Genomic DNA, 22,383 nt, shown 5'->3' on the forward strand with positions numbered 1-22,383 from the left:
GCCCTCATCGTCATTCCGGCGCGTTTCGGCTCGACGCGACTGCCGGGCAAGCCGTTGCTCACGATCGCCGGGCGTACCCTGCTTGAGCGTGTGGCGGCGGTGGCGCGCGTCGCCGCCGACATTGTGGGCGGCTGCGAAGTGGTGGTGGCCACCGACGATCATCGTATCGCCGATCACGCCCGTGCAATCGGCACCGATGTGGTGATGACGGCATCGGATCTGGATTCCGGCTCGGCTCGAGCCTGCGCCGCAGCGCGGGCGAGGCTGTCGCGACCCGAACTCGTCATCAATCTGCAAGGCGATGCGCCCTTTGTGCCTCCGGCGGTGGTGGCGGGGCTGATCGTTGCGTTGCAGGAGAGCAAGGCGGATGTCGCAACGCCGGTCTACAGGCTCGACTGGGACCGGCTCGACCGTTTGCGCGTGCACAAGCAGCGTGCGCCCTTCAGCGGTACGACCTGTATCAGGGGCGTGGATGGGCGGGCGCTGTGGTTCTCCAAAGCCATCATCCCCGCCATTCGTGACGAACCGAATCTGCGCAGGGCGGGGCCGGTTTCGCCGGTGTGGCAGCATCTGGGGCTTTATGGCTACCATATGGCCGCACTGGAATGGTTTGCCGGCGCGCCGCAAAGTCCCAGCGAGGAGCTGGAGGGGCTGGAGCAGCTCCGCTTCCTGGAGGGGGGCAGGGCGATCGTCACGGTTGAGGTCGATCCGCCGGCGCATGCCATGTCTGGAATTGACACGCCGGAGGATCTCGCGCTGGCCGAGGACGCGATCGCACGGCTAGGCGATCCCTTTCCGGCCTGATACCGAGCACCTCATGTTCGTTATCGTCCGCCACGGCAACACGTTCGCCGCAGGGGAGCCGTCGCGCCGTATCGGCGCGCGGACCGATTTGCCGCTGACGAGGGCGGGGCGCGAGCAGGCACAGGCGCTCGGTGTGCATTTCGCGTCGCTTGGCTGGCATTTTTCGCGGGTGCTGGTTTCGCCGCTTGTCCGGACCGTCGAGACGGCGCGCGCCATTCTTCGGCATCAGCCCGAACCGGTGATTCCGGAGGCCTGCGAATGGTTGCGTGAGATCGACCATGGTCCTGACGAGGATATGCCGGAGGATGCCGTGCTCGCCCGGATCGGCCGCGAGGCGCTGTCCGCATGGGACCTGGAAGGACGACCGCCGCCTGGCTGGATCGTCGACGGTGAAGCGCGGCGAGCGGCCTGGCGCGACCTTTTTTCCGCGGAAACATCTTCGGGTCCGATATTGCTCGTTACCAGCAATGGTGCGGCACGCTTTGCGCTGCTCGCCGCTCCGGAACTTGCGCTGCCCGATGGAATGAAGCTCCCCACGGGCGCTTATGGCGTGATCCGACGGGGCGCGGGCGACGCGTTGACCGTGCCGGCATGGGGCATGAGGCCGTGACCGCGATACCGTCTCGTCCGCTTCTGCGCGCGCCGCCTTTTCCAGGGAGTGATGCGTCCGTCTCATGCGCCTTGCCAAATGATGGCGCCGCGCCGGACGATCCCGCCGCACTGTTCGCGTTGGTGCGCGAGGCGCGTGTGGGAGGGCGGTTCTGGGCGGATCCGGCACAACTCCAGCATCCGGTCGAAACGGTTGTGCGCGTTCGCCGAAGCGAGGAGGTCAACGCTCATCGCCAGGCGCTGAACGCCGCCGAGCGCTGCAAGATATTGTGGATGGCGAGTTCTCCGGATCGGCACTGGACGCGGCTTTTCACCCGCCTTGTCGCGGCGGATGGCGGCTATTGGCGCGATGATGTCGATCCCTGGTCGGTGCTGGAGGGAGTGCGAGAGCTTGCGGCTCATGGCGACGACGAATGGGTGGCACTCGCGCGGATTGCGGGCGTGCGGGTGCGTCTGCTCTCACCCGGCTGCTTCGGCGCACCTGATGACGATGATGCGACACTCGATTGCCGTGCGGCGAAGGCTCTGATCGCGGCGACCTGGCGCAACCCCTTCACTGATGGGCCGTCGACGATCGAAGCGACGATAGAATTGCTTGCGACCTGGCGTGAGATCCTGTCGGCGAACCGGCCGATAGCTGTAGCCTCCGGCATAGCGTGGTGGAAACGGGCCGAGATCCGGCGTTTCCTGTGGCATCCACAGCGCCGGTTGCGGATCGTCTCCTCGGCCTCCCGGGCGATCGCGACGGCGCGCAAGGCCGGCGGCGCCGTCGCGATCTGGCCTTCGCGCGTTTCACCTGCACTGATCGAGAATGCGCGGCGGCAGGACGTGCCCCTGGTGCGCGTGGAAGATGGTTTCGTCCGTTCGGTGGGGCTGGGTGTCGATCTGGTGCCGCCGTCCTCGGTGGTTGTCGATGCCTCCGGCATTCACTTCGACCCTTCACAGCCGAGCGACCTCGAATCGATACTGAACGGCGCAAGGATCACGCAAAGGCTGCTGGAGCGTGCGCGCGCCCTGCGCGAGATGATCGTCTCGGCGGGCATCAGCAAATATGCGGCCGAACCGGGCGGGCTCGCGCGTGAGAGGCAGCCCGGTCACAGGCTCGTGCTGGTGCCGGGGCAAGTCGAGGACGACATGTCGGTGCTGGCCGGCGGTGGTGGTCTGGTCTCGAATCTGGATTTGCTGCGCCGCGCACGTGCGTTGGAACCGGAGGCGGAGATCTGGTTCCGACCACATCCCGATGTTGATGCCGGCCATCGGAAGGGACGTGTCCCCGATGCGGACATTCTCGGCTATGCCGATCGCATCATGCGTGGCGGCGGTATGGCCCCTCTGCTGAACGTGGTCGACGCGGTCCATGTGCTGACTTCGCTGACGGGCTTCGAGGCGCTGATGCGCGGGTGCGAGGTGGCTTGTCATGGCACGCCTTTCTATGCGGGCTGGGGGCTTACGCGCGATCTTGGCGCAGTGCCGGAACGACGTGCGCGGACATTGACGCTCGACGCATTGGTGGCCGGCGTGTTGATCCTCTACCCGCGCTATCTTGATCCCGTTACCGGTTTGCCCTGCATGCCCGAAATACTGGTCGACCGCATCACCAGCGCAAATGTGCCCAATCGCCTTGCATGGATAGCGCCCTTGCGCCGCCGGCAAGGCAGGCTGATGGCCATTTTTCGATGACTGAAGTGATCCTGGATATCTCGCGCCTGATCTCGCGCGTGCGCTATTCGACGCCTTCCGGGGTGGATCGGGTGGAAATGGCCTATGCGCGGGGTCTCCTGAACCATTATGGTGAAGCGCTGACTTTCGCGGCTGTGCATCCCAGTGGTCTTTATGGCCGATTGTCGCGTCGCGCAGCGCTCGCCTATCTCGATGAATTGGAGCGCCGATGGTCACTCGAAGAGGGTAGCCCGCGGCAGCGCTCGCTTGTCTCGGTCATTCCGCAACTGGCGGCGCTGCTGCCCTCGCGCGGGGCGGCGCTTCTTTCCGGTACGGTCTATGTGCAGGTCTCTCCTCATCATCTGACCAACGCCGCGAAGGTGCGGCGTATCCTGATGCGCGAGAAGGCGCGGTTTCTGTGCCTGGTCCATGATCTCATTCCGATAGAATTTCCCGAATATGCCCGTCCTTCGGGGGCGGCGCTGCACCGACGGCGCATCGGGACGGTCGCGAAGCTGGCGGACGGAATAATCGTCAATTCCGCCGCCACTGGACGCTCACTCGAGCCCTGGCTCGAAAAGGCCAGGCAAGGTTCTGTCCGCAAGCCGAGAATTCATGTCGCGCTGCTCGGTACCGAGCAATTGCCGCCGGTGGCGCCCGAGCCGGGTGACGGCCGTCCCTATTTCGTGTGCCTCGGTACGATCGAGCCGCGCAAAAATCACCTCCTGCTGCTTCATCTCTGGCGACACCTGGCCGAGACCCTGCCACCACAGGAGGTGCCGCGCCTTTTTCTGATAGGCCGGCGTGGCTGGGAGAATGAACAGGTCATAGACATGCTGGAGCGTTGCCCGGCGCTCAGGGGGCATGTCGAGGAACTTGGCGGCTGCCCGGATGCGCGACTCTCGGGGCTGCTGCGCGGTGCGAGGGCGCTGTTGATGCCGTCCTTCTCGGAAGGGTACGGCATGCCGGTGGCCGAGGCGCTCTCCGTCGGTACGCCGGCGGTGTGCAGCAACCTGCCTGCCTTGCGCGAAGTGGGTGGCTCGGTGCCCGACTATCTCGACCCGCTGGACGGGGCGGGCTGGAAAGCCGCGATCCTCGACCATGCGAGGGGTGGGCCAAGTCATGTCGCGCAGATGTCACGCCTCCCGAAATGGCACAATCCCACATGGGAGGAGCACATGGCCATCGTCAGGGACGCGATCGAGGGGCTGTAGCAGGGGGAAAGAGCAAGGCGGTCCGCCTTGCGAATCCCGCAGCGCCTATCTCGACCCGGGCAGCTTGCTTCGAGGAGCAGTTATCGCTTGAACGACTTGATCTTGGAACCGAATATATAGTCCCAGAATATGGCAGAGATCGCGTAGTTCCCATGATCGTCGACATGGTGATGGCGCATATGGTGGCGCTTGAGAGCTGCACCCAGCCTGCCACGCATCGGCCATTGGTGGCAGGCATAATGGATCGCATCGTAGATCACGTACCCGGTGATGAAGCCCAGGAACAACCAGGTTCCCGGCGCGCCCAGCAGCAAGATGCAGAGTCCCCAGATCAGCGCGGAAACGGGTATGCTCACGGCAAGCGGCATCATATCCCGCATGGGATCGTTCGGGTTGTCATGATGGTTGCCGTGGATCAGGAAGACGAACCAGCGTACCGGCGACAGATCGACGGTGAGGTGAAACAGATAGCGGTGCATCGCATATTCGAAGAGCGTCCAAATCAGCAGGCCGCTGCCGACAAGGCCCAGGCACTTGAAAGGGGCGTCGAGCGGGTCTGCGGTGTTCGAACCCGCCCAAAGGATTGTCGGGAGCATGAGCGACCAGCCCAGCGCGAAGGCTCGCGGCGAGATCAAGGTAAGCTTTTCTAGGCGCTCGCTTTTGAACAACCTGACGCGTTGCTGACTGAAAACCGGAGCAGACATTGGGCACGATGCTGGACAGCAGGTGCGATTGACTGTCAAGCCGAAATAACTCCACGTTGGATGAGGTATTGAAAAAGTGGGTTGCGACGAATGAAGGCGCGCGCGTGAAGGATAGCCGTGTGAATATACCGCGTCGGCGCCATATTCTTGTGACTGGTGCTTCGGGGGGGCTCGGCGGTGCGTTGGCACGGCATTACGCGGGATGTTCCGGCGTCGGCGCAGTCCGCTTGAGCTTGTGGGGGCGAGATCCGGGGCGTTTGTCGGCTCTGGCCGAAGAGTGCCGGGCGGCAGGCGCCCTGGCCGAAGTCCGCTCGCTCGATATCACCGATATCGAGGCTGCGCTTGCCGCACTGGTCGCGGAGGACGAAGCCGATCCCTTTGATCTCGCTCTCTTGTGCTCGGGGCGGGGGGATATCCGCGCGTCGGGGGAGAGGGTCGAGGATGCCCGGCTTGTCGCTCTTCTCGGGGCGCTCAACTTTACCGCGCCGGCGGCCATGGCGGCGGCGATCGCGGCGCGAATGGCGCAGCGCGGGCATGGCGGGATTGTGCTGGTGGGCTCGGCGGCCGCCTTCCACGCCTTGCCGTTCGCCGCCGCCTATTCGGGGACGAAAGCGGGGCTGGCGCGTTTCGCACAGGCGCTGCGACTGGGTGTGCGGGAGCATGGTGTGGCCGTCACGCTGGTCTCGCCGGGATTTATCGATACCGCGGCGGGGCGCAAGGTGCCGGGGCCCAAGCCGCTGCTGATGCGGCCAGAGAAGGTGGCGGCGCGGATCGCGCGCGCGGCGGCGCGGCGGCAGCCGCATCTCGTCCTACCCTGGCCTTTCGTGGCGTTGCGCTGGTTTGATCGCTTGCTGCCGAGCTGGGTGCGAGACCGCGTGCTACTCGGCCTTACGCCTCCGGAGCGGTAGCGGGTTCGCCGAGCACCGTGCGGAGTATGGCATGGTGCAGTTGCGCCGGAGTCAGGTCGATGCGGTTCTTCTCGCCACGTGCAATTCTGCCTCCGGCATCTATCCGGATCATCACATAGGGCGTGTGCCGCCCTTCGCCCGGCGCGGTCGCGCCAGGGATGCTCGGGCGATGATCGCCGAAAAATACCAGCATGGCCGGGCGACCCAATGTACGGAGGCGCCCGATCAGCATGCTCAGCATGGCATCGCTATTATGCACCAGGCGCAGGTAGCCGGCGACAGGATCTGCGTTCGGGGAGCCATCGGACGCCCAGGGGCCGTGATTCTCGATGGTGACGGCATAGATCAGGCTCGGCTGGACGGCTGTTTCGGCCAACGCCATGATTCGCTGGGCTATTGCGGCATCGGTAACATATCGGCCCTCCGCCGGTGTGGGTGGGGTGAAGCTGTCTTCACCCACCAGTTCGGAGAAACCCGCCGCGGGCATGATCCGGTTGCGCCCGTAGAAGCGCATGTCATGTGGATGGACAAAGAGGCTGCGCCAGCCCCGGAACTGCCGAGGGAGCGCGTAGCTCGCTTCGCCCGTCGCGGTCAGGAACGGATCGTAGCGCCGGAAGCCGAGCGCTTCCTCTTCCCGCCCGAAGATCACGCCATATTCCGTGCGCATGGTATAGGCACCGAAGCCGCTGACCTCGAGCCGGCCCCACTGCCAGGCATTTTCGCGTGCGAAGGAGAGCCCCGGCAAGGCAAGGGTGGCATCATCGAAAAGGTCGGCCGGATCGGCAAAGCTTTCGCATTGTATGAGAATCAGCAGTTCCGGGGCGCATTCCGGCGTATGCCGCTCCATCTTCGGGCAAGGTGGCGGATCTGGATCCTCGCGCCATCGCAGCCAGTACAGCAGGAGCGTCGGCAGCAAGCCGTGGCGGTGCAGATCGGCATGGGTATCGGGCATGCTGGCGAGGCGACGCAGCGGCGCCACATGCAGCGACAGTGCCAGTATCGTGAGGCTGCCGATGAGCAGCGCAAGGCCCAGGACATGCGCAAGCAGATCTGCGACGGAGAGCCAAGCGATCACCGTCAGCAGCGCCATCGTCGCCATGCCGACCGCCACGCGTTGCCAGGGGCGTATGGCCGAGAGATAAAATTGAGGGTGGCGAAAGATCGCGCCGACGAGCGCGAGATCCGAAAACAGCAATGGTTCGCCGAGCACGGCATGCTTGGCATTCGAGGCCAGAGCCAGCAATGCCTGAAGGGTGAATGCCAGCATCGCCGCCACCAGGCTATTGCCGCACAGCGCCAGGAACAGGCCAAAAAGTGCCGTCGTCATGCACGCAACAAGCCACAATCCGGCTGCGTCGCGTATGGCTCCGCGGGTTCGAGGGCGCACCAGGGCGTCGAGGAGAACGGCACTGGCGAGCAGGGCAGCGAATGTCAGTCCTTCAAGCGTCACTGTCCCGCCATATCGCCATCAGCGCCGGATTCCCGCCATGGTTGCGGGGACGGGCTCATAGCGGCCATGAGCAGAGTTGTCATCCAGCAACTCTCTCATACGGGTTCTCGGCTGTCAGGCTTGCCGCATGTCATCAGAGGGACTAACTGCCTGAAAATCAGGCCGGTCGGGTAGTTGATCAAGTCTTTGCCGCTGAGCATCTTTACGGATGTCAATACGGAGCGCGTTTTTTGCATGCCTGAACTCGAAGCTCCAGAAGCTGATTCTCTTGGCGTCCGGGTGGGGGGGCGTGTGCAAATGGAGCCGACTTGTGCGCAGCGCGACGAACAGCGGACGGTGCTCCTGCTTCAGGGGTTGATGGGCCCTTTGTTCCGTCGCCTTGGTCAAGAGTTGGCCCGTGCGGGGCACAAGGTCTACAAGGTCAACTTCAACGGTGGGGACCGTCTGTTCTGGCGCTTGCCGAATGGTATCGACTATCGTGGTTCGCTGGCGGATTGGCCGGCGGTGTTCGAGCGGATGCTTCGTGCGCGCGGCATCACCGATGTGGCGCTGTTCGGTGATTGTCGCGACCATCATCTGCCGGCTATCCGCGTGTGCCGCGAACTGGGAATCCCGGTGCATGTCTTTGAAGAGGGCTATATCCGGCCCGACTGGGTGACGCTCGAACTGGGCGGCGTCAACGGGCATTCGTCACTGCCGCGTGACCCCGATTGGTATCGCAAGACGGCAGCCGCCTTGCCCCCGGTGCCGCCGCACGCGCAAGTCCCCGCGTCGTTTCGTCGCCGGGCCACCGAAGGTCTCCTCTACAACTTCGCCGATGTGCTGACGCGCTGGTATTATCCGTACTGGACCAACCATCGGCCCTGGCATCCGGTGGTGGAAGGCATGGGCTGGTGGCGAAAGCTGTGCCGCCGCAAGGAGCGTCAGGGAAGCGCGGTGGAACTCATGGCGCGGCTGGATCGTAAGGGCGATCCTTATTTTCTGTTTCCGCTGCAACTCGATTCGGATGCGCAGATCCGCCTGCATTCGCCTTTCGCAGGGATAGCCGATGCATTGAGGCTGGTGATCGGTTCTTTCGCCACCCATGCTCCGGCTGGTACGCGCCTGGTGGTCAAGGAGCATCCTCTCGACAACGGAGTGCGCGATTGGCGGCAGGTGACGGCGGACATGGCCGACTTGTTCGGCGTGGCGGAGAGGGTGGATTATCTCGCCTGGGGAGATATTGTTCCGGTTACCCGATGCGCACGTGGCGTCGTCACGATCAACAGCACCAGTGGCACCCTGGCCTTGGCTGAGGGAGTGCCGGTGGTGGTACTGGGGCATGCCGTCTACGATATCCCGGACATTACCGATCAGGGTGGGCTGGACTCCTTTTGGCAAAATCCCGTTGCGCCCGACGCCGGGGCTTTCCTTGCGTTCCGGCGTGTCCTTGTCGAGCGCTGCCTGATTCCCGGTGGCTTCTTCTCCGAGGAAGCGCTCGACAAGGTGGTCCGTCACGCTGTCGCGCGCTTCGAAGGGCGGCCGATCGCACCGGAATGAGAGGGGCTCTCATCGGGCGCGATCTTGACGAGGCCGGGGCGCCGTTGCCCGCTTCACCCGACGCCACTTGATATCAGCCCCTCGCCGATGCCGGGCTTGATCCGTCGATCCCGCAATTCGCGCTGATTCCTCCCGATGGGGTGAACTGTTCCGCAAATTGCCGCTTTCCGATCACGCGTGTTTCTCGCAAAGGGCAGGCTTGAAGATCGGGCGCGATTGGCCCGAATGCCGAACCGGAAAGGACGGATCATGGATTTTTCGCAGCTGGAATTGTCGAGCAAGATTGGCGAAGGCTGGAAATATCCGCAGCCGCCGCTGCTCGACAGCGGCTGGCTCCAGGTCGATGAGGCGCCGGCGCACCGGCTCTACTGGGAGGAATATGGCAATCGCGACGGCGAGCCGGTGATGTTCCTTCATGGCGGCCCCGGCGGGGCATGCGCGCCCGTCATGGCGCGCTTCTTCGATCCCGATCGCTATCGCGTCATCCTTTTCGATCAGCGCGGCTGCGGTAAGAGCGAGCCCAATGTCGCCTCGGCGGGGGCGGCGGTCGCGCTTCAGCGCAATACCACCGATCTGCTGATCGCCGATATCGAGAAGCTGCGCGATCATCTCGGCATCGCCGGCCCCATGCATGTCTTCGGCGGAAGTTGGGGCAGCACGCTCTCGATGGCCTATGCGATCGCGCATCCCGCCAATTGCGCCAGCCTCGTCCTGCGCGGCATCTTCCTGGGATCGAAGGCGGATCTCCATTATTTCTACCAGGGCAATGCCGCGACCTGGCAGGAGGATCCCTACGGCCTCGCCACGCCGGGTGCCTATATCCATTATCCCGACGAGTGGCGCGATTTCCTGGCGATCCTGACGCCCGACGAGCGGCAGGACGTGATGGCGTCGTACAAGGCGATCTTCGACATGGTTCCCGCGACCGCCGAGGAACGCGAGCGGCAGCTTGCCGCGGCGCTTGCCTGGTCGGTCTGGGAAGGCGCGACCTCCAACATGATCCCTGAAGCCGCCGATACCGGCAAATTCGGCGAAGCCGATTTCGCGCTCTGCTTCGCGCAGATCGAGGCGCATTATTTCGCGAACGCGCTGTTCCTGCCGCCCGCGCATTTCGAGGACAATGCCGCCACGCTGGCGTCGATCCCGGTTCATATCGTGCATGGCCGCTTCGATCAGGTCTGCCCGCTCACCCAGGCGTCGCGTCTGGTCGCGGCGCTGCGCGGCGCTGGCGCGGAACCGGCCAGCCTGGTCTTCACCAATGCCGGGCATAGCGCCATGGAGCGCGAGAACGCGCTGGCGCTGACCGCGATCATGGACGGGTTGCCGCGCATCTGACGGCTGGTCCGGAGCAGAGGCACGCCCCTGCTCCGGATATCCGGCGTATACGCGATCTTCGAAGATGCTGACGCATCCTCGATCGGTTCGCTCAAGTACCGCGCGGGCTGATACCGGGGCTCGACGAGCCAGGCTCACCGAGGCCCGGTATTATGGCAGGTCGAAGAAGTCGACCTCGCCCTTTTCGAGATGATAATAGGCGCCGACCACTTTCAGCCTGCCCGCCTTTTGCGGTTCGATGAGCAGCGGGTCGCTGCCTTCACGCAGCTTGCGCACGACGCGGCGGACATTCTGGCGCACCGCTGCTTCGGTGGCGTCACCCGCCTCGCCGCGCGCCTCGAGCACCGCGGGAATGATCGGTTCCACCATATTGCCGATCGCGCCGGGAAAACGCGCATTTTCGCTGACGACGGACATGGCGGCCTTCACCGCGCCGCAGCTTTCATGACCCATCACCACCACCAGTGACACGCCGAGTTCGGCCACCGCGAATTCGATCGAGCCCATCGCGACGGTATCGACCGTGTTGCCTGCATTGCGGATGATGAACAGTTCGCCCAGGCCGCGGCCGAAAAGCAGTTCCGGCGGAACCCGGCTGTCCGAACAGGAGACATAGGCGCAGAAGGGCGCCTGACCCTCCTTGGCGAGTTCGAGGCGTCGGGCCGAGCCGATATCGGGCTGGATTTCGCCGTTCAGAAAAGCGCGATTGCCGTCGCGCAGGGTTTGCAATGCCTCGTCAGGGGTCATGTCTACTCGCTTGTCATGGGGTGCTTCCGGTCGCGTTCAGGGTGGGGCGCGCACCGCGTCCGAAAGCCAGATGGTTCGCCGCATTCGGTCTGTATTCAGGGGGGAGGATGGAGCGGCCCGGAGGATCCGGACCGCTCGTCGAGATGTGCGATCAGTTGGCGACCGCCAGTTCGCGACGCCAATGGCCGGTCAGGCGATCCTTGACCGCGAGCTTCAGCTTCTTGAGCCGCAGCAGGCGGAACCCATCGGGTACGCGCCGCTTCGCTTCGCGCTTGATCTCTTCATCCAGCCGACGATGCATCAGGCTCAACCGGTAAAACACAGCACTCATACTGCCTCCAAATCGATACGTTGATCGATCGGGCGCTCGGCCGCCTGCATGAGGAAAGGAACCCGGTCATGCCAGCATCGGAGCTGCCCGATGCGGTCCGACATCACGATCGATCGATCGCCAGAGGGGCCCGGTCCGCACCATCATGATATGCGTGAAATGGCGGTGTTCAAGATATGCGCATGGAGAAGGCAGCATAAGTTCGAGCGGGATCAGTATATCGATCGAATATCCTTGAGGATTATCGTTCGAAAAGCCCATGAATTCAGGGGGTGACGGGGCATGTTTCTGGATTGTTGCTGATATTTTAAATTTTTGGACGGCAAGAAGGATGTGTTTCTAGGCGATGTGGTGATCGAATTTCTGTTCGTTCGAGCTGGCATGGCCTGATGGATGGCGCATGGATCGCACTCGCGCCGCGTCGCGCGATCCCGTACAAGCGCTGCCCATGAAGATTCCCGATCTTGCCTTCACCGTCACCGACTGGTCGACCGTGCCAGCGAAAACCTATCCCGGAGAGACGGGAGAGGCGATCTGGCGCACATTCGAGATCGGCGACCTGCGCGTGCGCCTTGTCGAATATTCGCCCGGCTATCTGGCGGATCACTGGTGCGAACGCGGCCATGTCCTGTTCGTGCTCGAAGGCGAACTGACCTCGGAACTGCAGGATGGGCGCCGCTTCGTGCTGACGCCGGGCATGAGCTATCAGGTATCCGATTCCGGTGATGCGCCGCACCGCTCGGTCACAGAGAAGGGCGCGAAGATCTTCATCGTCGACTGAACGGCACGGAAAGGATCCGGCGCTACTTCGCCGGCGGCACCTTGGTGGAATGATAGAATTCGAAACGCCAGCCTGCCTTGGTGCGGCTGAGCACTGCCGATTCCAGCCAGAGCGTCGGCGTGCCGGCGATCTTGCCGTCATTCTTCCATACCGCCCAGGCGGTGTTGCAGGCGACATGGGTCTCGACCGTGGCGATGCCGAATTCCAGCGTGACGCCCTTTTGTTGCGCGCCGCCGACCATCGCGAACAGTTCGGGGCCGGTGAACGCCTTGGCGACATCGAAGGAATGGAAACCGGGTGTCGTCATCGCCGCCGCCGCCGTCAGGTCGCGTCGTTCGATGGCGGCGAAGAAATCCTTGACCATGGTGGCTACGTCGGCCTCGTCCGTGGGGTTGCTCTCGCATGTCCGCGTCGTCGCCTGGGCGCCGGTGGCCATCATGAGCAGCGCGCAAGCGGTGGCGGTGAAGGGTCCTGAACGCATCCTCTTTTCCTTTTCGAATTTCGACTGGAGGAAGCATCGCGCGGCGCCGGTCGTCAAGCAGGAGATCGCAACCTGGATGTCGGACGTCGAAGACAGGCATTTATCCGTCGAAAACCGGCCGCATTATTCCCTATGATGCGCATGGACGAAGGCTTGATCGCGCGGTGGCGCGCAAAGGGGGAGGGTTGGACATGAACATCATGACGGGCAAGGCGCGGTGTGCGGCGATGGCGCTGCTGCTTTCAGGGGGGCTGGCGATCACGCTGCCCGGCGTCGCGATGGCGCAGCCGGCGGCGGCGCCGGTCGATCCATCCACCCAGGTGCCGGCGCCGAGGCCGGGGGATGTGTCGTCTCCGCACGCGGCGGTGACGGCGCTGTATCAGGTCATTTCGGGCGATGCCGGCGTGAAGCGCGACTGGAACCGGTTCCGCTCGCTCTTTCACCCCAGGGCGCAGATGATCCCGACGGGCAAGAATGCGCAGACCGGACAGATCGGCGCTCGCGTGATGACGCCGGAGGACTATGTCAACATCAGCGGCCCCAATCTGGAGAAGAACGGCTTCCATGAAGTCGAACTGGCCTATCGCGAGGAGCGCTACGGCAACATCTCGCATATCTTCACCACCTATGCGGCGCGGCGCAAGGCGAGCGATGCGGAGCCCTTCATGCGCGGCATCAACAGCGTTCAGCTCTTCAACGACGGCAAGCGCTGGTGGGTGCTGAACATCATCTGGAGCCCGGAGACGCCCGAGCATCCGATTCCGGCGGACTATATGAAGAGCGTGAAATAGCGTGGCAGGCGCGGGGGATCATGGCAGATCCCCCAGCCAATCGCCCCGGGCGACAAGCGTGCATATGGTTTCGCGCAGCACCGTTTCGACGGCGGCGCGGGCGCCGTCTTCGGCGTCGCGATCGCGCGTTTCGAGCACGACCGAACGATGGATTCGCGGATCGACGATCGCGCGCGCGCGCACCTCGCCGCGCCGCCATTCGTGCAGGAAGGCCGGCGGGGTCAGGATGGAATGGGCGCGCGATGCCTTGACGAGATCGAGGATGCTGCTGAGCGAGTCGAGTTCATATTCCACCATCAGGTCATGGTGGCGTTCCCTGGCCTGGGCGGCGATGAAGGCGCGCGCATTGTTGCTGCCGGACGGTAGCGCGAGGGGCAACCCGGCGAGCGCTTCGAAGCGGATCGTGGTCTCGTCGGCGGGCGTGTCGGCGGACGACACCAGGTAGAAGCTTTCCTTCACGAGCTGCGCGTGCGCGTCCGAACCGTCCCACGGCCGATAGAGCACGGCCAGGTCCAGCCGCCCCTCGGCGAGCCAGTCTTCAAGATATCCCGTCATCGCATCGACGATGCGGATCGATATGCGCGGCAACGCCGTTTTGCCGGCGCTCAGCAGTGGCCCGGCCAGGACGCGCGCCGCGCCGGAGGGAATGCCGATCGATACGATTCCGCTGGGGTTCGCGCGTTCCTCGCCCACCTCACGCTCCGCGAGCGCGAGCTGGCCGAAGATGATCCGCGCATGATCGAGCAGTTTCGCGCCGGCGACGGTCGGCCGGACGCCATCCGGCTCGCGCACGAACAGCTTGACGCCCAGCCGATCCTCCAGCCGCCGGACATGCAGGCTCAACGCGCTCTGCGCCACGTTCAGACGGGCGGATGCCCTGGTGAAACTGCCCGCGTCTGCGACGCCCTTGAAATAGCGGAGCTGACGAAAGTCGATCATCCCAATATGCCCCGGCTGCCATCGGAAAATGAGATCGGGAATTAACGCAGAGTTCGCAGGATACCAGTGAATCTTGGTTCTGGGACAATCATGACCATCTTGTTTCAAGATGTCTTGCTGACCGAAGCGCTATTTGCCCGCTCATGGATCGACCCCTAATCTCCGTGCCGAACGCTCGCATCGCGCCGGATCCGGCCTGCCGGGCGTATTCGAATTGGCGGAGAGGCGGATATGGCGCAGGCCGGGATCGACCTGGAGGAATTGCAAGAGCTTGCCGTTGCCGAACTCGGAGAGGATGTTCGGACCGAAGCGATCGACCTTGCGGCGGGGATCATCGCCCATATCGCGGACATGACGATTCCGGACGACGAGACTGCCGCATGACGCTGGCCCGCCTCCGCGCCGCCCTTGATGGGGGAGAAATATCGCCCGCCGAACTTTCCTCTCGGACGGTGCGCGCGATGGCCGATCTCGACAAGCTACTCAATCTTGCGATCCCCGCCGAGGATCGAGAAGGCTTGGATGTGGCGCCATCCGTTCGCGGCGCGCGCAAAGGCGCGCTCGATGGCATACCGCTCGCGCACAAGGATATGTTCGACCGACGCGGCCACCGCTGCTCGTTCGGCGCACGCATGCGCCAGCAACGGCCGCCCCGGCGCACAGCGACCGCGATCGCGCGGCTGGAGGCCGTGGGCGCGGTCACGTTCGGCGCGCTGCAGATGGCGGAATATGCGCTGGGGCCGACCGGGCACAATCTGGTCTTCGGCGATTGCCGCAACCCGTGGAATCCCGATCATGTCACGGGCGGATCCTCCAGCGGCTCGGCGGCGGCGGTGGCGGCGGGGATCGTTGCCGGATCTTTGGGTTCCGATACGGGGGGATCGATCCGCCTTCCGGCCGCCTGTTGCGGCGTTACCGGGCTGAAACCGAGCTGGGGCGCGGTCGATGCGGCGGGCGCGATGCCATTGTCGGCCTCGCTCGACTGCGTGGGGCCGATCGCGCGGACCGTCGAGGATTGCGCGCTGCTGTTCGATCTGATCGCCGGGCGTCCGCCCGCCAGGTTGTTCGAAGGGCAGGTGCGTATCGGCTATGCCGTCCGGGCCGCGGGCCGCTCCATATCCCCGATCGTGGAGCAGGCGGTGCGATCCGCCGTCGGCACGCTCGCCGCGACGGGCATGCCGGTCAGCGAGGCCGTGTTGCCCGATATCGCCAGGCTTCATGGCCTGGCCGATCTGATCCAGAAGGTGGAATCGAGCACGGTCCATCTGGCGAGGCTCCAGTCCCGGCGTCATCTGTATTCCGAACATGTCCGCAAGCGCCTGTCGGGTGGCTTGTTCGTGCCCGCGATCGCCTATCATCAGGCGCTGCGCGAGCGCCCGGCGCATCTGGCGCGTTTCGTGAGACAAAGCCTTGCCGATATCGACGTGCTGGTCATTCCGACGCTCGCTTTCCCGACGCCGTCGCGGGCGGAAACCGATGAGCGCCGATTGGCTGGTACGTTCGAGCGGGTCGCGGCGATGACGGGATGGACGCGGTGGTTGAGCTATCTCGGCGTGCCTGTGCTCGCTTTGCCGTGCGGCATCGATGCGAACGGCTTGCCGATCGGCCTGCAACTGGTGGGGCGGCCGAACAGCGAGCATCTGCTGTTCCATGTCGGCCGGATCTTCCAGTCGGCAACCGACTGGCATCTGCGGGAACCGCCGCATTTCACGCATATTCTCTGACCTGATGGATGGTAACATGATGCAGATCGCGGATGTCGTCTTCGCACGCGGAACCGGCGCCTATTTTTATGATGACCAGGCCGCCATTCGCGCCGGCGTGGAGAGTGACGGCTTCACCTATCGCGGACAGGTGCGGACGCCGGGCTTCCACCGGATCAGGCAGCCGGCCGAGGTCCTCGGCATCGGTCTTCGCCTCTCCGATGGCGCGGTGCTTTGGGGCGATGCGATGAGCGTCCAATATTCCGGGGCGGGCGGTCGCGATCCGCTCTTCTATGCGGCGGAGGCGGAGGCCTTTGCGCGCGCGGCGATCGTGCCTCGCCTGATCGGGCGGGAGGTGCGCGATTTCCGTTCGACCTGCGAAGCGGTGCTGGCGCTGGAGGATGGGCGGTCCGCGCCGGGCATGGCGCTGCAATATGGGATCAGCCAGGCGCTGCTGCGGGCGAGCGCCCATGCGCGCCGCGAAACCATGGCGGAGACGGTGTGCCGCGACTTCGGCCTGCCCGTCGTTCCGGAGCGCGTGCCGATCTTCGCGCAGAGCGGCGACGATCGCGTCGTCAATGTCGACAAGATGATCCTGAAGGGCTGCGATATCCTGCCGCACGGCTTGATCAACGCCGCCGCCAAGTTCGGCCGTCAGGGCGAGGCTTTCCGCGAATTCATCCGTCATGTCGCCGCGCGGAGCATCGCGCTGGGCGGTGAGGATTATCGGCCGATCCTGCATTTCGACCTTTATGGATGGGTCGGGCTGGAATTCGGCCTGGACGTGCACGCGATCGCTGACTTCCTGGCGGTGGCGGCGGAGGATGCGGCGCCTTTCGCGTTGCAGATCGAATCACCCGCCGATTTCGGCAGCCGCGATGCGCATGTGGCGGGGTATAAGGCGCTGGTCGAACGCCTTGCCGCCAAGGGCGTCTCGACTCGGATCGTCGCCGACGAATGGTGCAACACGCTCGAGGATGTCGAACTATTCGCCGCTGAGCGCGCGGGGCATATCCTGCAGATCAAGACGCCCGATCTCGGCAGCATCGCCAACAGCGTGCAGGCCGTGCTCGCCTGCCGCCGACATGGCGCGGGTGCCTATCTGGGCGGCAGTTGCGTGGAGACCGAGGTGTCGGCGCAGGCCTGCGTCCATGTCGCGGTCGCCACCCAGGCGGATATGATGCTGGCGAAACCCGGCATGGGCGTGGACGAAGCGATGACCATCGTCGGCAACGAACAGAACCGGTTGCTGGCGATGCTGGCGGCGGGCGGGGACCGGTGATGCGCGATCTGTCGGGATTGACGGTGGTTTCGGTCGAACAGGCCGTGGCCGCGCCCTATGCGTCGTGGCGGCTGGCCGAAGCGGGCGCGCGCGTGATCAAGGTCGAGCGGCCCGGCGGCGATTTCGCGCGGCGTTACGACGATTATGTGAAGGGGCAGAGCGCCTATTATATCTGGCTCAATCGCGGCAAGGAATCGGTTCGCGTCGATCTCGACAATGGCGAGGACCGGGCATTGCTCGACGCGCTGCTGGCGCGCGCGGACGTCTTCATCCAGAATCTGAAACCCGGAGCGCTCGCGAGGAAGGGATTCGCCTCGACGGTGCTGCGCGAACGCTTTCCCCGGCTGATCACCTGCGACATCACCGGTTTCGGCGCGACTGGTCCCAATGCGAAGCTGAAGGCCTATGACCTGATCGTTCAGGCGGAAGTGGGCCTGTGCGCGATCACGGGCAGCGCCGACGAGCCCGCCCGGGTCGGCGTGTCGGTCGCCGACATCAATGCCGGGACGACCGCCTATTGCGCGATCCTCGAGGCGCTGTTGGGGCGCGAACGCAGCGGCGCCGGGCGCGCGATCGAGGTGTCGCTGTTCGACAGCATCGCGGATTGGATGAATGTGCCGCTGCTGCAATATCTGCACGGCGGCCATGAAGTCGCGCGCGGCGGCGTCGCCCATCCCACGATCGCCCCTTACGGCGCATTCCGCTGCGCCGGTGGCGAACAGGTCATCATCTCGGTCCAGAATGATGCCGAATGGGTGCGGTTCGCGAACCTGTTCATGGACGCACCCGCGCTCGCATCCGATGCGCGTTTCGCCGCCAATATGGATCGTGTGGCCAATCGGCCCGCGCTGGATGCGCTTGTTGCCGGCGTCTTCCTGACGATCACGCTGGACGAGGCGATGGCCAGGCTTGAACGCGCCGGCATCGCCTATGGCCGGTTGAACGGGATCGCGGAGGCGGCGAGGCATCCGCATCTGCGCTTTGCGGATGTTGATACGCCGGCCGGCCGGGTCCAGGTGGTTGCGCCCGCCGCCATCCATGACGGGCGGCCGGCGGCGGCCGGCCGGGTCGCTGCGCTTGGTGAGCATGACGCGGCCATTCGCGCGGAATTCATGGCGTAAGGGCGTCCCGAACGGGACTATCTCTTGGTCGCGTTCAACTGGCGCCTGAACTGCCCGGGGGCGGCGCCATAGGCCGCCCGGAAGGCGTGATTGAGATGGCTCTGGTCGGCGAAGCCGGTATCGAAGGCGACGTCGCAGATCGAGATGTCGTCCCTGCGCAGCGCCTCGGCCGCAGCCGACAGCCGGACGTAGCGGATATATTCGAGCGGCGTGCATCCCATCAGCTTGCGGCAGACGCGCGTCAGATGGATGGGGTGGACGCCGGCATCGCGGGCCAGCCCGTTCACGCTCAACGACTCGCCATAGCTTTCCCGCACCTGTTCACGGAACCGCCGGAACCATCCGGGCGTGCCGGTTTCGCCGTCGAATGCACAGACTTCCGACAATAGCTCGAAGCAAAGCGACTGGATTTCGCCGTCGCCGCGATCGTCGGTCGATCCGCAGAGGCGCAACAGGTCGCGCAGGATCCAGCGCGCGCGCCAGCTATGTGGCTGCAATGCCCGGTCGGGCGGCAGGAAATCCTTGATATCGATCAGCGTATCGTTGGCGACCGATACCGAAAAGAAACTGCCATTGCCGATGAAGCGGTCGCTATGGACGATGTCGGCGGGCGTGTAGATGATCGGCGGCAGCGCACGATTGGGCGTGGCGGTCTCGGATTCGAAGCGCCCGCTGGTGATCCACAGGAAATGCGCCGACTCATGCGAATGCGGATGGGTGGAGCCGTCCGGATTGTTCGCGAACCAATGGCCGATGGTGAACCGCCCGCTGGCGCGCGATTGCGTGGCGAGGCCTCGGAAACGGCCTTGCGACAGGGGTTCTGCATCTCGCGTCATGCGCGCTCGGGCTTTCTTGCTCCATTGGATCCGATGACGGGAAAGTTGCGCCACCCGCCCGATCCAAGTCAATCCGGATGTTTGATCGAGACAAGACGGCGCGCGCCATTGGTCGCAAGGTCAGGGTGCAGGACAGAACATATCATATTTCGGACGTTCAGGGGTGCCGCGATCGGAACCGGGAAAGGCCGGCATGCGTGACGCATGAAAAATGGCCGAACCGCACCCGCTGATGAACGAGGGGAGGCGACATGATTGATTATTCGTCGAACGAGAAGGGCCGCCGCCGGATCAGGGGCATGCTCATGGGAACCGCGCTTTGCGGCCTGTCGATGTCGGGCGCACTCCATGCCCAGGCGTCCGCGCCCGCGACAGCGGCCGATGAGGACGCCGCCACCGATATCGTGGTGACCGGCACCAGGCTGATTTCGCCCGGCCTCCAGTCGGCGGCGCCGATCAGCGTCACCTCATATGAGGAGATCAAGACGCAGGCGGTGGTCAATGCGGAAGCGCTGATCCGCGATCTGCCGTCCGCGACGCCCGGCCGATCGGCGGCGACGAACAATAACGGCAACGGCAACACCACCATCAATCTCCGCAATCTGGGCGATCAGCGGACGCTGGTGCTGATCGACGGCAAGCGGCTGCCCGCCGTCGATTTCTCGGGCGTGCCCGATGCCAACACGGTTCCGGTCAACATGATCAAGCGGGTCGAGGTGCAGACCGGCGGATCCTCGGCGGTCTATGGCTCGGATGCGATCGCGGGCGTCGTCAACTTCATCCTCCGCGACGATTTCGAGGGGATCGAGATCGACGCGCAGAGCAGCCTGTACGGCGGCGGTGACGGCCACTCGTTCGATGCGAACCTGATGTTCGGCGTCAACACCGGCAACGGGCGCGGCAATATCACTGCCTATGCCGGCTATACCGATCGTAATGCGATCCTGGCGTCGAGCCGCGATTTCTCGCGCACCATCTTCACGTCGAACGGCACCTCGCTGATCCCGACGGGCAGCGGCATCATCCCGGCGGCGCGCGATCTCGATCGCGGGCTGATGTTCAACGCCAATCGCCAGCTCGTTCCCTATGACGGCAGCCGCTTCAACAACAATGCCAATCGCTATCTGATCGTGCCGCAGCAGCGCTATCTGCTGGGCGCGGTGGGGCATTATGAAGTGTCCTCGGCCTTCGTTCCCTATTTCCGTTTCTCCTTCTCGCAGAACAAGGTGGATCGCCAGCTCGCCGAGCCGGGCTTTGCCGGCGTGGTCGACGTCAACTACGGCAATCCCTTCCTGTCGAACCAGGCGCGGGCCATCCTGTTCGGACCGGGCAGTTTCGGCCCGAACGATGTGGCGCAGATCAACATCGGCCGCCGCTTCACCGAAAGCGGCTTCATCCAGGAACGGAACAGCTATCAGCAGTTCCAGGTCGTCGTGGGGGCGAAGGGCGATCTGGGATCGGGCTTCTCCTACGATGTGTCGGGCCAATATGGCCATGTCGACTGGACGCAGCGCCTGCTCGGCGACTTCTCTTTCAACCGCGTCCAGCAGGCATTGCTCGTCAATCCCAACGGCAGTTGCATCGATCCCAGCGGCGGTTGCGTGCCGCTCGACATCTTCACGACGGCGCCTGGCGCGGTCAGCGCGGCGGCGGCGAACTTCGTCGCGCTCGACCAGCAGGCCAATTCGGACTCCTCGCAATATGTGGTGACGGGTTCGCTCTCGGGCGATCTCGGCAAGATCGGTATCCGCAGCCCTTGGGCGGAAGATGGTGTGGCGATCGCCATCGGGGCCGAATATCGGCGCGAAAGCGCATCCTACCGGCCTGACGACAATCTGGCGGTCGGCAACAATGTCGTGTTCGGCGCGATCCCGGCCACGTCCGGCCGGATCAGCACGCACGACCTGTTTGTCGAAGCCAATGCGCCGATCGCCCAGGATGCGCCGTTCATGCATTTGCTGGCGATCAACGGCGGTTATCGCCGGTCCGACTATAATCTCGCCGGCAAGGTCAGCGCCTATAAATATGGCGCGGTCTGGGCGCCGATCGAGGATATCCGCTTCCGCGGCTCGTTCCAGCGCGCGGTGAGGGCGCCCAATATCGGCGAATTGTTCGCGCCAGCCCAGCCATCGGCGGACGTCGCGCTCGATCCCTGCTTCGCCAGTGATACCGGCGCAGCGACGGCGGCGTCGGCGCTGTGCCGGGCCACCGGGGTTCCGGCCGCGAATTACGGTGACATCAACTATCAGTGCTTCAGCACGCAATGCACCACATTGGTGGGGGGCAATCGCCGGCTGCGGCCTGAGAAATCGGATACGATCTCGTTCGGCGTCGTGCTGCAGCCGCGCGTGCTGCGCGGCCTGTCCGCGACGATCGACTATTACGACATCAAGCTCAACGGCGCGATTGCCCCGTTCGGCGCATCGGCGCAGAACATCTTCGACAATTGCTACGGCACGGGCGCGGGGCAGAATCCCGGCCAGGATCCGGGCAATATCTATTGCCAGCAGATCGTTCGCGACGATGTCGGGCGCGCGAGCGGCGGCGGCAGGCTTTCCAAGGCGGACGGCTATATCTCGCTGCTCAACTCCAATATCGGTTTCCTCCGGACCAAGGGCATCGATGCGGAAATCGCCTATCGCGGCCGGTTCGACGATCTTGGCCTGGGCCTGCCGGGCGGGTTCAGCCTGTCGGTGATGGCCACGCATGTCCGCACTTACGATCAGAAGCTCAATCTCGATTCACCGGTGCAGCAATGCGCGGGCACCTATGGCTTCGTCTGCGGCCAGCCCAATCCGAAATGGCGCGTCAACACCCGGTTTAGCTGGTCGCCCAACGATGATGTGCAGATCACCGCGCGCTGGCGCTATGTCGGCGCGGTCACGCTGGACGTCGACAGCTTCAGCGGGACGGTGAGCGATGCGGTGGCGCATCGCATCGCCAGCCAATCCTATCTCGATCTGACCGCGCAGTTCGACGTCGGCAAGGCGTTCGCGTTGCGGGCCGGCGTGATCAATCTCACCGGCAATGGCCCGCCGGTGGTTCCCAATACGGCGGCGGGCGCGAACAATCGGGGACTCTCCAATACCTTCCTGGGAACATATGATCTGGGCCGGCAGCTGTTCGTCGGAATGACGACACGGTTCTGA

21 protein-coding genes are annotated in these 22,383 nt (G+C 64.4%); 14 read left to right on the top strand and 7 right to left on the bottom strand.

The annotated features are described in order from the left end of the window. Positions 1-6 precede the first annotated feature (6 nt). From K7G82_RS12185 to K7G82_RS12200, 4 genes are all read left to right on the top strand, one after another. Complete coding sequence (locus tag K7G82_RS12185; RefSeq protein ID WP_222990285.1) at positions 7-804, top strand: 3-deoxy-manno-octulosonate cytidylyltransferase; 798 nt, start codon at positions 7-9, stop codon at positions 802-804. Positions 805-817: 13 nt separating this feature from the next. Further along, complete coding sequence (locus tag K7G82_RS12190; protein WP_222990086.1) at positions 818-1,414, top strand: histidine phosphatase family protein; 597 nt, start codon at positions 818-820, stop codon at positions 1,412-1,414. 272 nt (positions 1,415-1,686) lie between these two features. Then, entirely contained in the window at positions 1,687-3,093 is a 1,407-nt protein-coding gene (locus K7G82_RS12195) for a capsular polysaccharide export protein, LipB/KpsS family (RefSeq protein WP_246623427.1), read from the top strand. Further along, a complete protein-coding gene (locus K7G82_RS12200; protein ID WP_222990088.1) occupies positions 3,090-4,286 on the top strand; it encodes a glycosyltransferase family 4 protein in 1,197 nt (398 codons plus the stop codon). The genes K7G82_RS12195 and K7G82_RS12200 overlap by 4 nt, the downstream gene beginning before the upstream one ends. Before the next feature lie 80 nt (positions 4,287-4,366). Here K7G82_RS12200 and K7G82_RS12205 read toward each other — a convergent pair whose 3' ends face one another. Further along, entirely contained in the window at positions 4,367-4,990 is a 624-nt protein-coding gene (locus tag K7G82_RS12205; protein WP_222990089.1) for a sterol desaturase family protein, read from the bottom strand. 149 nt (positions 4,991-5,139) lie between these two features. Between K7G82_RS12205 and K7G82_RS12210 the strand changes: the two genes are divergently transcribed. Next, complete coding sequence (locus K7G82_RS12210; RefSeq protein WP_343228577.1) at positions 5,140-5,898, top strand: SDR family NAD(P)-dependent oxidoreductase; 759 nt, start codon at positions 5,140-5,142, stop codon at positions 5,896-5,898. On the opposite strand, the gene K7G82_RS12215 is transcribed toward K7G82_RS12210, so the two are convergent. Continuing rightward, positions 5,879-7,225, bottom strand: a complete 1,347-nt coding sequence (locus tag K7G82_RS12215) for an LTA synthase family protein (RefSeq protein ID WP_246623428.1) — start codon at positions 7,223-7,225, stop codon at positions 5,879-5,881. The genes K7G82_RS12210 and K7G82_RS12215 overlap by 20 nt on opposite strands. A gap of 420 nt (positions 7,226-7,645) precedes the next feature. Between K7G82_RS12215 and K7G82_RS12220 the strand changes: the two genes are divergently transcribed. After that, positions 7,646-8,887 carry a capsule biosynthesis protein gene (locus K7G82_RS12220; protein WP_222990288.1) on the top strand — a complete coding sequence of 414 codons (1,242 nt, stop codon included), beginning with the start codon at positions 7,646-7,648 and terminating at the stop codon, positions 8,885-8,887. Between the two features lie 249 nt (positions 8,888-9,136). Further along, positions 9,137-10,222 carry a prolyl aminopeptidase gene (gene pip / locus K7G82_RS12225; RefSeq protein WP_222990090.1) on the top strand — a complete coding sequence of 362 codons (1,086 nt, stop codon included), beginning with the start codon at positions 9,137-9,139 and terminating at the stop codon, positions 10,220-10,222. Positions 10,223-10,372: 150 nt separating this feature from the next. On the opposite strand, the gene K7G82_RS12230 is transcribed toward pip, so the two are convergent. Both K7G82_RS12230 and K7G82_RS12235 read right to left on the bottom strand, forming a co-directional pair. Further along, complete coding sequence (locus tag K7G82_RS12230) at positions 10,373-10,969, bottom strand: carbonic anhydrase (RefSeq protein ID WP_222990091.1); 597 nt, start codon at positions 10,967-10,969, stop codon at positions 10,373-10,375. A 151-nt stretch (positions 10,970-11,120) separates the two neighbouring features. Then, positions 11,121-11,300 carry a DUF465 domain-containing protein gene (locus K7G82_RS12235; protein ID WP_222990092.1) on the bottom strand — a complete coding sequence of 60 codons (180 nt, stop codon included), beginning with the start codon at positions 11,298-11,300 and terminating at the stop codon, positions 11,121-11,123. A 400-nt stretch (positions 11,301-11,700) separates the two neighbouring features. Here K7G82_RS12235 and K7G82_RS12240 point away from each other — a divergent pair, with 400 nt between their 5' ends. Continuing rightward, entirely contained in the window at positions 11,701-12,081 is a 381-nt protein-coding gene (locus K7G82_RS12240; protein ID WP_222990093.1) for a DHCW motif cupin fold protein, read from the top strand. 22 nt (positions 12,082-12,103) lie between these two features. On the opposite strand, the gene K7G82_RS12245 is transcribed toward K7G82_RS12240, so the two are convergent. Continuing rightward, a complete protein-coding gene (locus K7G82_RS12245; protein WP_222990094.1) occupies positions 12,104-12,562 on the bottom strand; it encodes a nuclear transport factor 2 family protein in 459 nt (152 codons plus the stop codon). 191 nt (positions 12,563-12,753) lie between these two features. On the opposite strand from K7G82_RS12245, the gene K7G82_RS12250 reads away from it, so the two are divergent. Then, on the top strand, positions 12,754-13,353 hold the full coding sequence (locus tag K7G82_RS12250) for a hypothetical protein (protein WP_222990095.1): 600 nt from the start codon (positions 12,754-12,756) through the stop codon (positions 13,351-13,353). Positions 13,354-13,371: 18 nt separating this feature from the next. On the opposite strand, the gene K7G82_RS12255 is transcribed toward K7G82_RS12250, so the two are convergent. Then, on the bottom strand, positions 13,372-14,292 hold the full coding sequence (locus K7G82_RS12255; RefSeq protein ID WP_222990096.1) for a LysR family transcriptional regulator: 921 nt from the start codon (positions 14,290-14,292) through the stop codon (positions 13,372-13,374). 231 nt (positions 14,293-14,523) lie between these two features. Here K7G82_RS12255 and K7G82_RS12260 point away from each other — a divergent pair, with 231 nt between their 5' ends. The 4 genes from K7G82_RS12260 to K7G82_RS12275 are packed head-to-tail and all read left to right on the top strand — an operon-like array spanning position 14,524 to position 18,398. Next, positions 14,524-14,676 carry a hypothetical protein gene (locus K7G82_RS12260; RefSeq protein WP_222990097.1) on the top strand — a complete coding sequence of 51 codons (153 nt, stop codon included), beginning with the start codon at positions 14,524-14,526 and terminating at the stop codon, positions 14,674-14,676. Next, on the top strand, positions 14,673-16,016 hold the full coding sequence (locus tag K7G82_RS12265) for an amidase (protein WP_222990098.1): 1,344 nt from the start codon (positions 14,673-14,675) through the stop codon (positions 16,014-16,016). The genes K7G82_RS12260 and K7G82_RS12265 overlap by 4 nt, the downstream gene beginning before the upstream one ends. Positions 16,017-16,032: 16 nt before the next feature. Then, positions 16,033-17,277, top strand: a complete 1,245-nt coding sequence (locus tag K7G82_RS12270) for a methylaspartate ammonia-lyase (RefSeq protein WP_222990099.1) — start codon at positions 16,033-16,035, stop codon at positions 17,275-17,277. Continuing rightward, positions 17,277-18,398 carry a CaiB/BaiF CoA transferase family protein gene (locus tag K7G82_RS12275; protein WP_222990100.1) on the top strand — a complete coding sequence of 374 codons (1,122 nt, stop codon included), beginning with the start codon at positions 17,277-17,279 and terminating at the stop codon, positions 18,396-18,398. The genes K7G82_RS12270 and K7G82_RS12275 overlap by 1 nt, the downstream gene beginning before the upstream one ends. A gap of 17 nt (positions 18,399-18,415) precedes the next feature. On the opposite strand, the gene K7G82_RS12280 is transcribed toward K7G82_RS12275, so the two are convergent. Further along, positions 18,416-19,234 carry a helix-turn-helix transcriptional regulator gene (locus K7G82_RS12280; protein WP_222990101.1) on the bottom strand — a complete coding sequence of 273 codons (819 nt, stop codon included), beginning with the start codon at positions 19,232-19,234 and terminating at the stop codon, positions 18,416-18,418. A 251-nt stretch (positions 19,235-19,485) separates the two neighbouring features. Between K7G82_RS12280 and K7G82_RS12285 the strand changes: the two genes are divergently transcribed. Then, the gene (locus K7G82_RS12285) at positions 19,486-22,383 is read left to right on the top strand and encodes a TonB-dependent receptor domain-containing protein (protein WP_222990102.1); all 2,898 of its coding nucleotides are present in this window, start codon (positions 19,486-19,488) and stop codon (positions 22,381-22,383) included.

It is taken from the genome of Sphingomonas colocasiae (genome assembly GCF_019880585.1).
Classification (GTDB): domain Bacteria; phylum Pseudomonadota; class Alphaproteobacteria; order Sphingomonadales; family Sphingomonadaceae; genus Sphingobium_A; species Sphingobium_A colocasiae.

What these genes read in the sequence shown, in the direction of transcription:
- K7G82_RS12235 (WP_222990092.1), bottom strand. Translation starts at nt 11,300, where the DNA reads ATGAGTGCTGTGTTTTACCGGTTGAGCCTGATGCATCGTCGGCTGGAT.
- K7G82_RS12220 (WP_222990288.1), top strand. Translation starts at nt 7,646, where the DNA reads ATGGAGCCGACTTGTGCGCAGCGCGACGAACAGCGGACGGTGCTCCTG.
- K7G82_RS12205 (WP_222990089.1), bottom strand. Translation starts at nt 4,990, where the DNA reads ATGTCTGCTCCGGTTTTCAGTCAGCAACGCGTCAGGTTGTTCAAAAGC.
- K7G82_RS12240 (WP_222990093.1), top strand. Translation starts at nt 11,701, where the DNA reads ATGGATCGCACTCGCGCCGCGTCGCGCGATCCCGTACAAGCGCTGCCC.
- K7G82_RS12250 (WP_222990095.1), top strand. Translation starts at nt 12,754, where the DNA reads ATGAACATCATGACGGGCAAGGCGCGGTGTGCGGCGATGGCGCTGCTG.
- pip (WP_222990090.1), top strand. Translation starts at nt 9,137, where the DNA reads ATGGATTTTTCGCAGCTGGAATTGTCGAGCAAGATTGGCGAAGGCTGG.
- K7G82_RS12190 (WP_222990086.1), top strand. Translation starts at nt 818, where the DNA reads ATGTTCGTTATCGTCCGCCACGGCAACACGTTCGCCGCAGGGGAGCCG.
- K7G82_RS12245 (WP_222990094.1), bottom strand. Translation starts at nt 12,562, where the DNA reads ATGCGTTCAGGACCCTTCACCGCCACCGCTTGCGCGCTGCTCATGATG.
- K7G82_RS12275 (WP_222990100.1), top strand. Translation starts at nt 17,277, where the DNA reads ATGCGCGATCTGTCGGGATTGACGGTGGTTTCGGTCGAACAGGCCGTG.
- K7G82_RS12215 (WP_246623428.1), bottom strand. Translation starts at nt 7,225, where the DNA reads ATGACGACGGCACTTTTTGGCCTGTTCCTGGCGCTGTGCGGCAATAGC.
- K7G82_RS12260 (WP_222990097.1), top strand. Translation starts at nt 14,524, where the DNA reads ATGGCGCAGGCCGGGATCGACCTGGAGGAATTGCAAGAGCTTGCCGTT.
- K7G82_RS12195 (WP_246623427.1), top strand. Translation starts at nt 1,687, where the DNA reads ATGGCGAGTTCTCCGGATCGGCACTGGACGCGGCTTTTCACCCGCCTT.
- K7G82_RS12265 (WP_222990098.1), top strand. Translation starts at nt 14,673, where the DNA reads ATGACGCTGGCCCGCCTCCGCGCCGCCCTTGATGGGGGAGAAATATCG.
- K7G82_RS12270 (WP_222990099.1), top strand. Translation starts at nt 16,033, where the DNA reads ATGATGCAGATCGCGGATGTCGTCTTCGCACGCGGAACCGGCGCCTAT.
- K7G82_RS12230 (WP_222990091.1), bottom strand. Translation starts at nt 10,969, where the DNA reads ATGACCCCTGACGAGGCATTGCAAACCCTGCGCGACGGCAATCGCGCT.
- K7G82_RS12280 (WP_222990101.1), bottom strand. Translation starts at nt 19,234, where the DNA reads ATGACGCGAGATGCAGAACCCCTGTCGCAAGGCCGTTTCCGAGGCCTC.
- K7G82_RS12200 (WP_222990088.1), top strand. Translation starts at nt 3,090, where the DNA reads ATGACTGAAGTGATCCTGGATATCTCGCGCCTGATCTCGCGCGTGCGC.
- K7G82_RS12285 (WP_222990102.1), top strand. Translation starts at nt 19,486, where the DNA reads ATGATTGATTATTCGTCGAACGAGAAGGGCCGCCGCCGGATCAGGGGC.
- K7G82_RS12255 (WP_222990096.1), bottom strand. Translation starts at nt 14,292, where the DNA reads ATGATCGACTTTCGTCAGCTCCGCTATTTCAAGGGCGTCGCAGACGCG.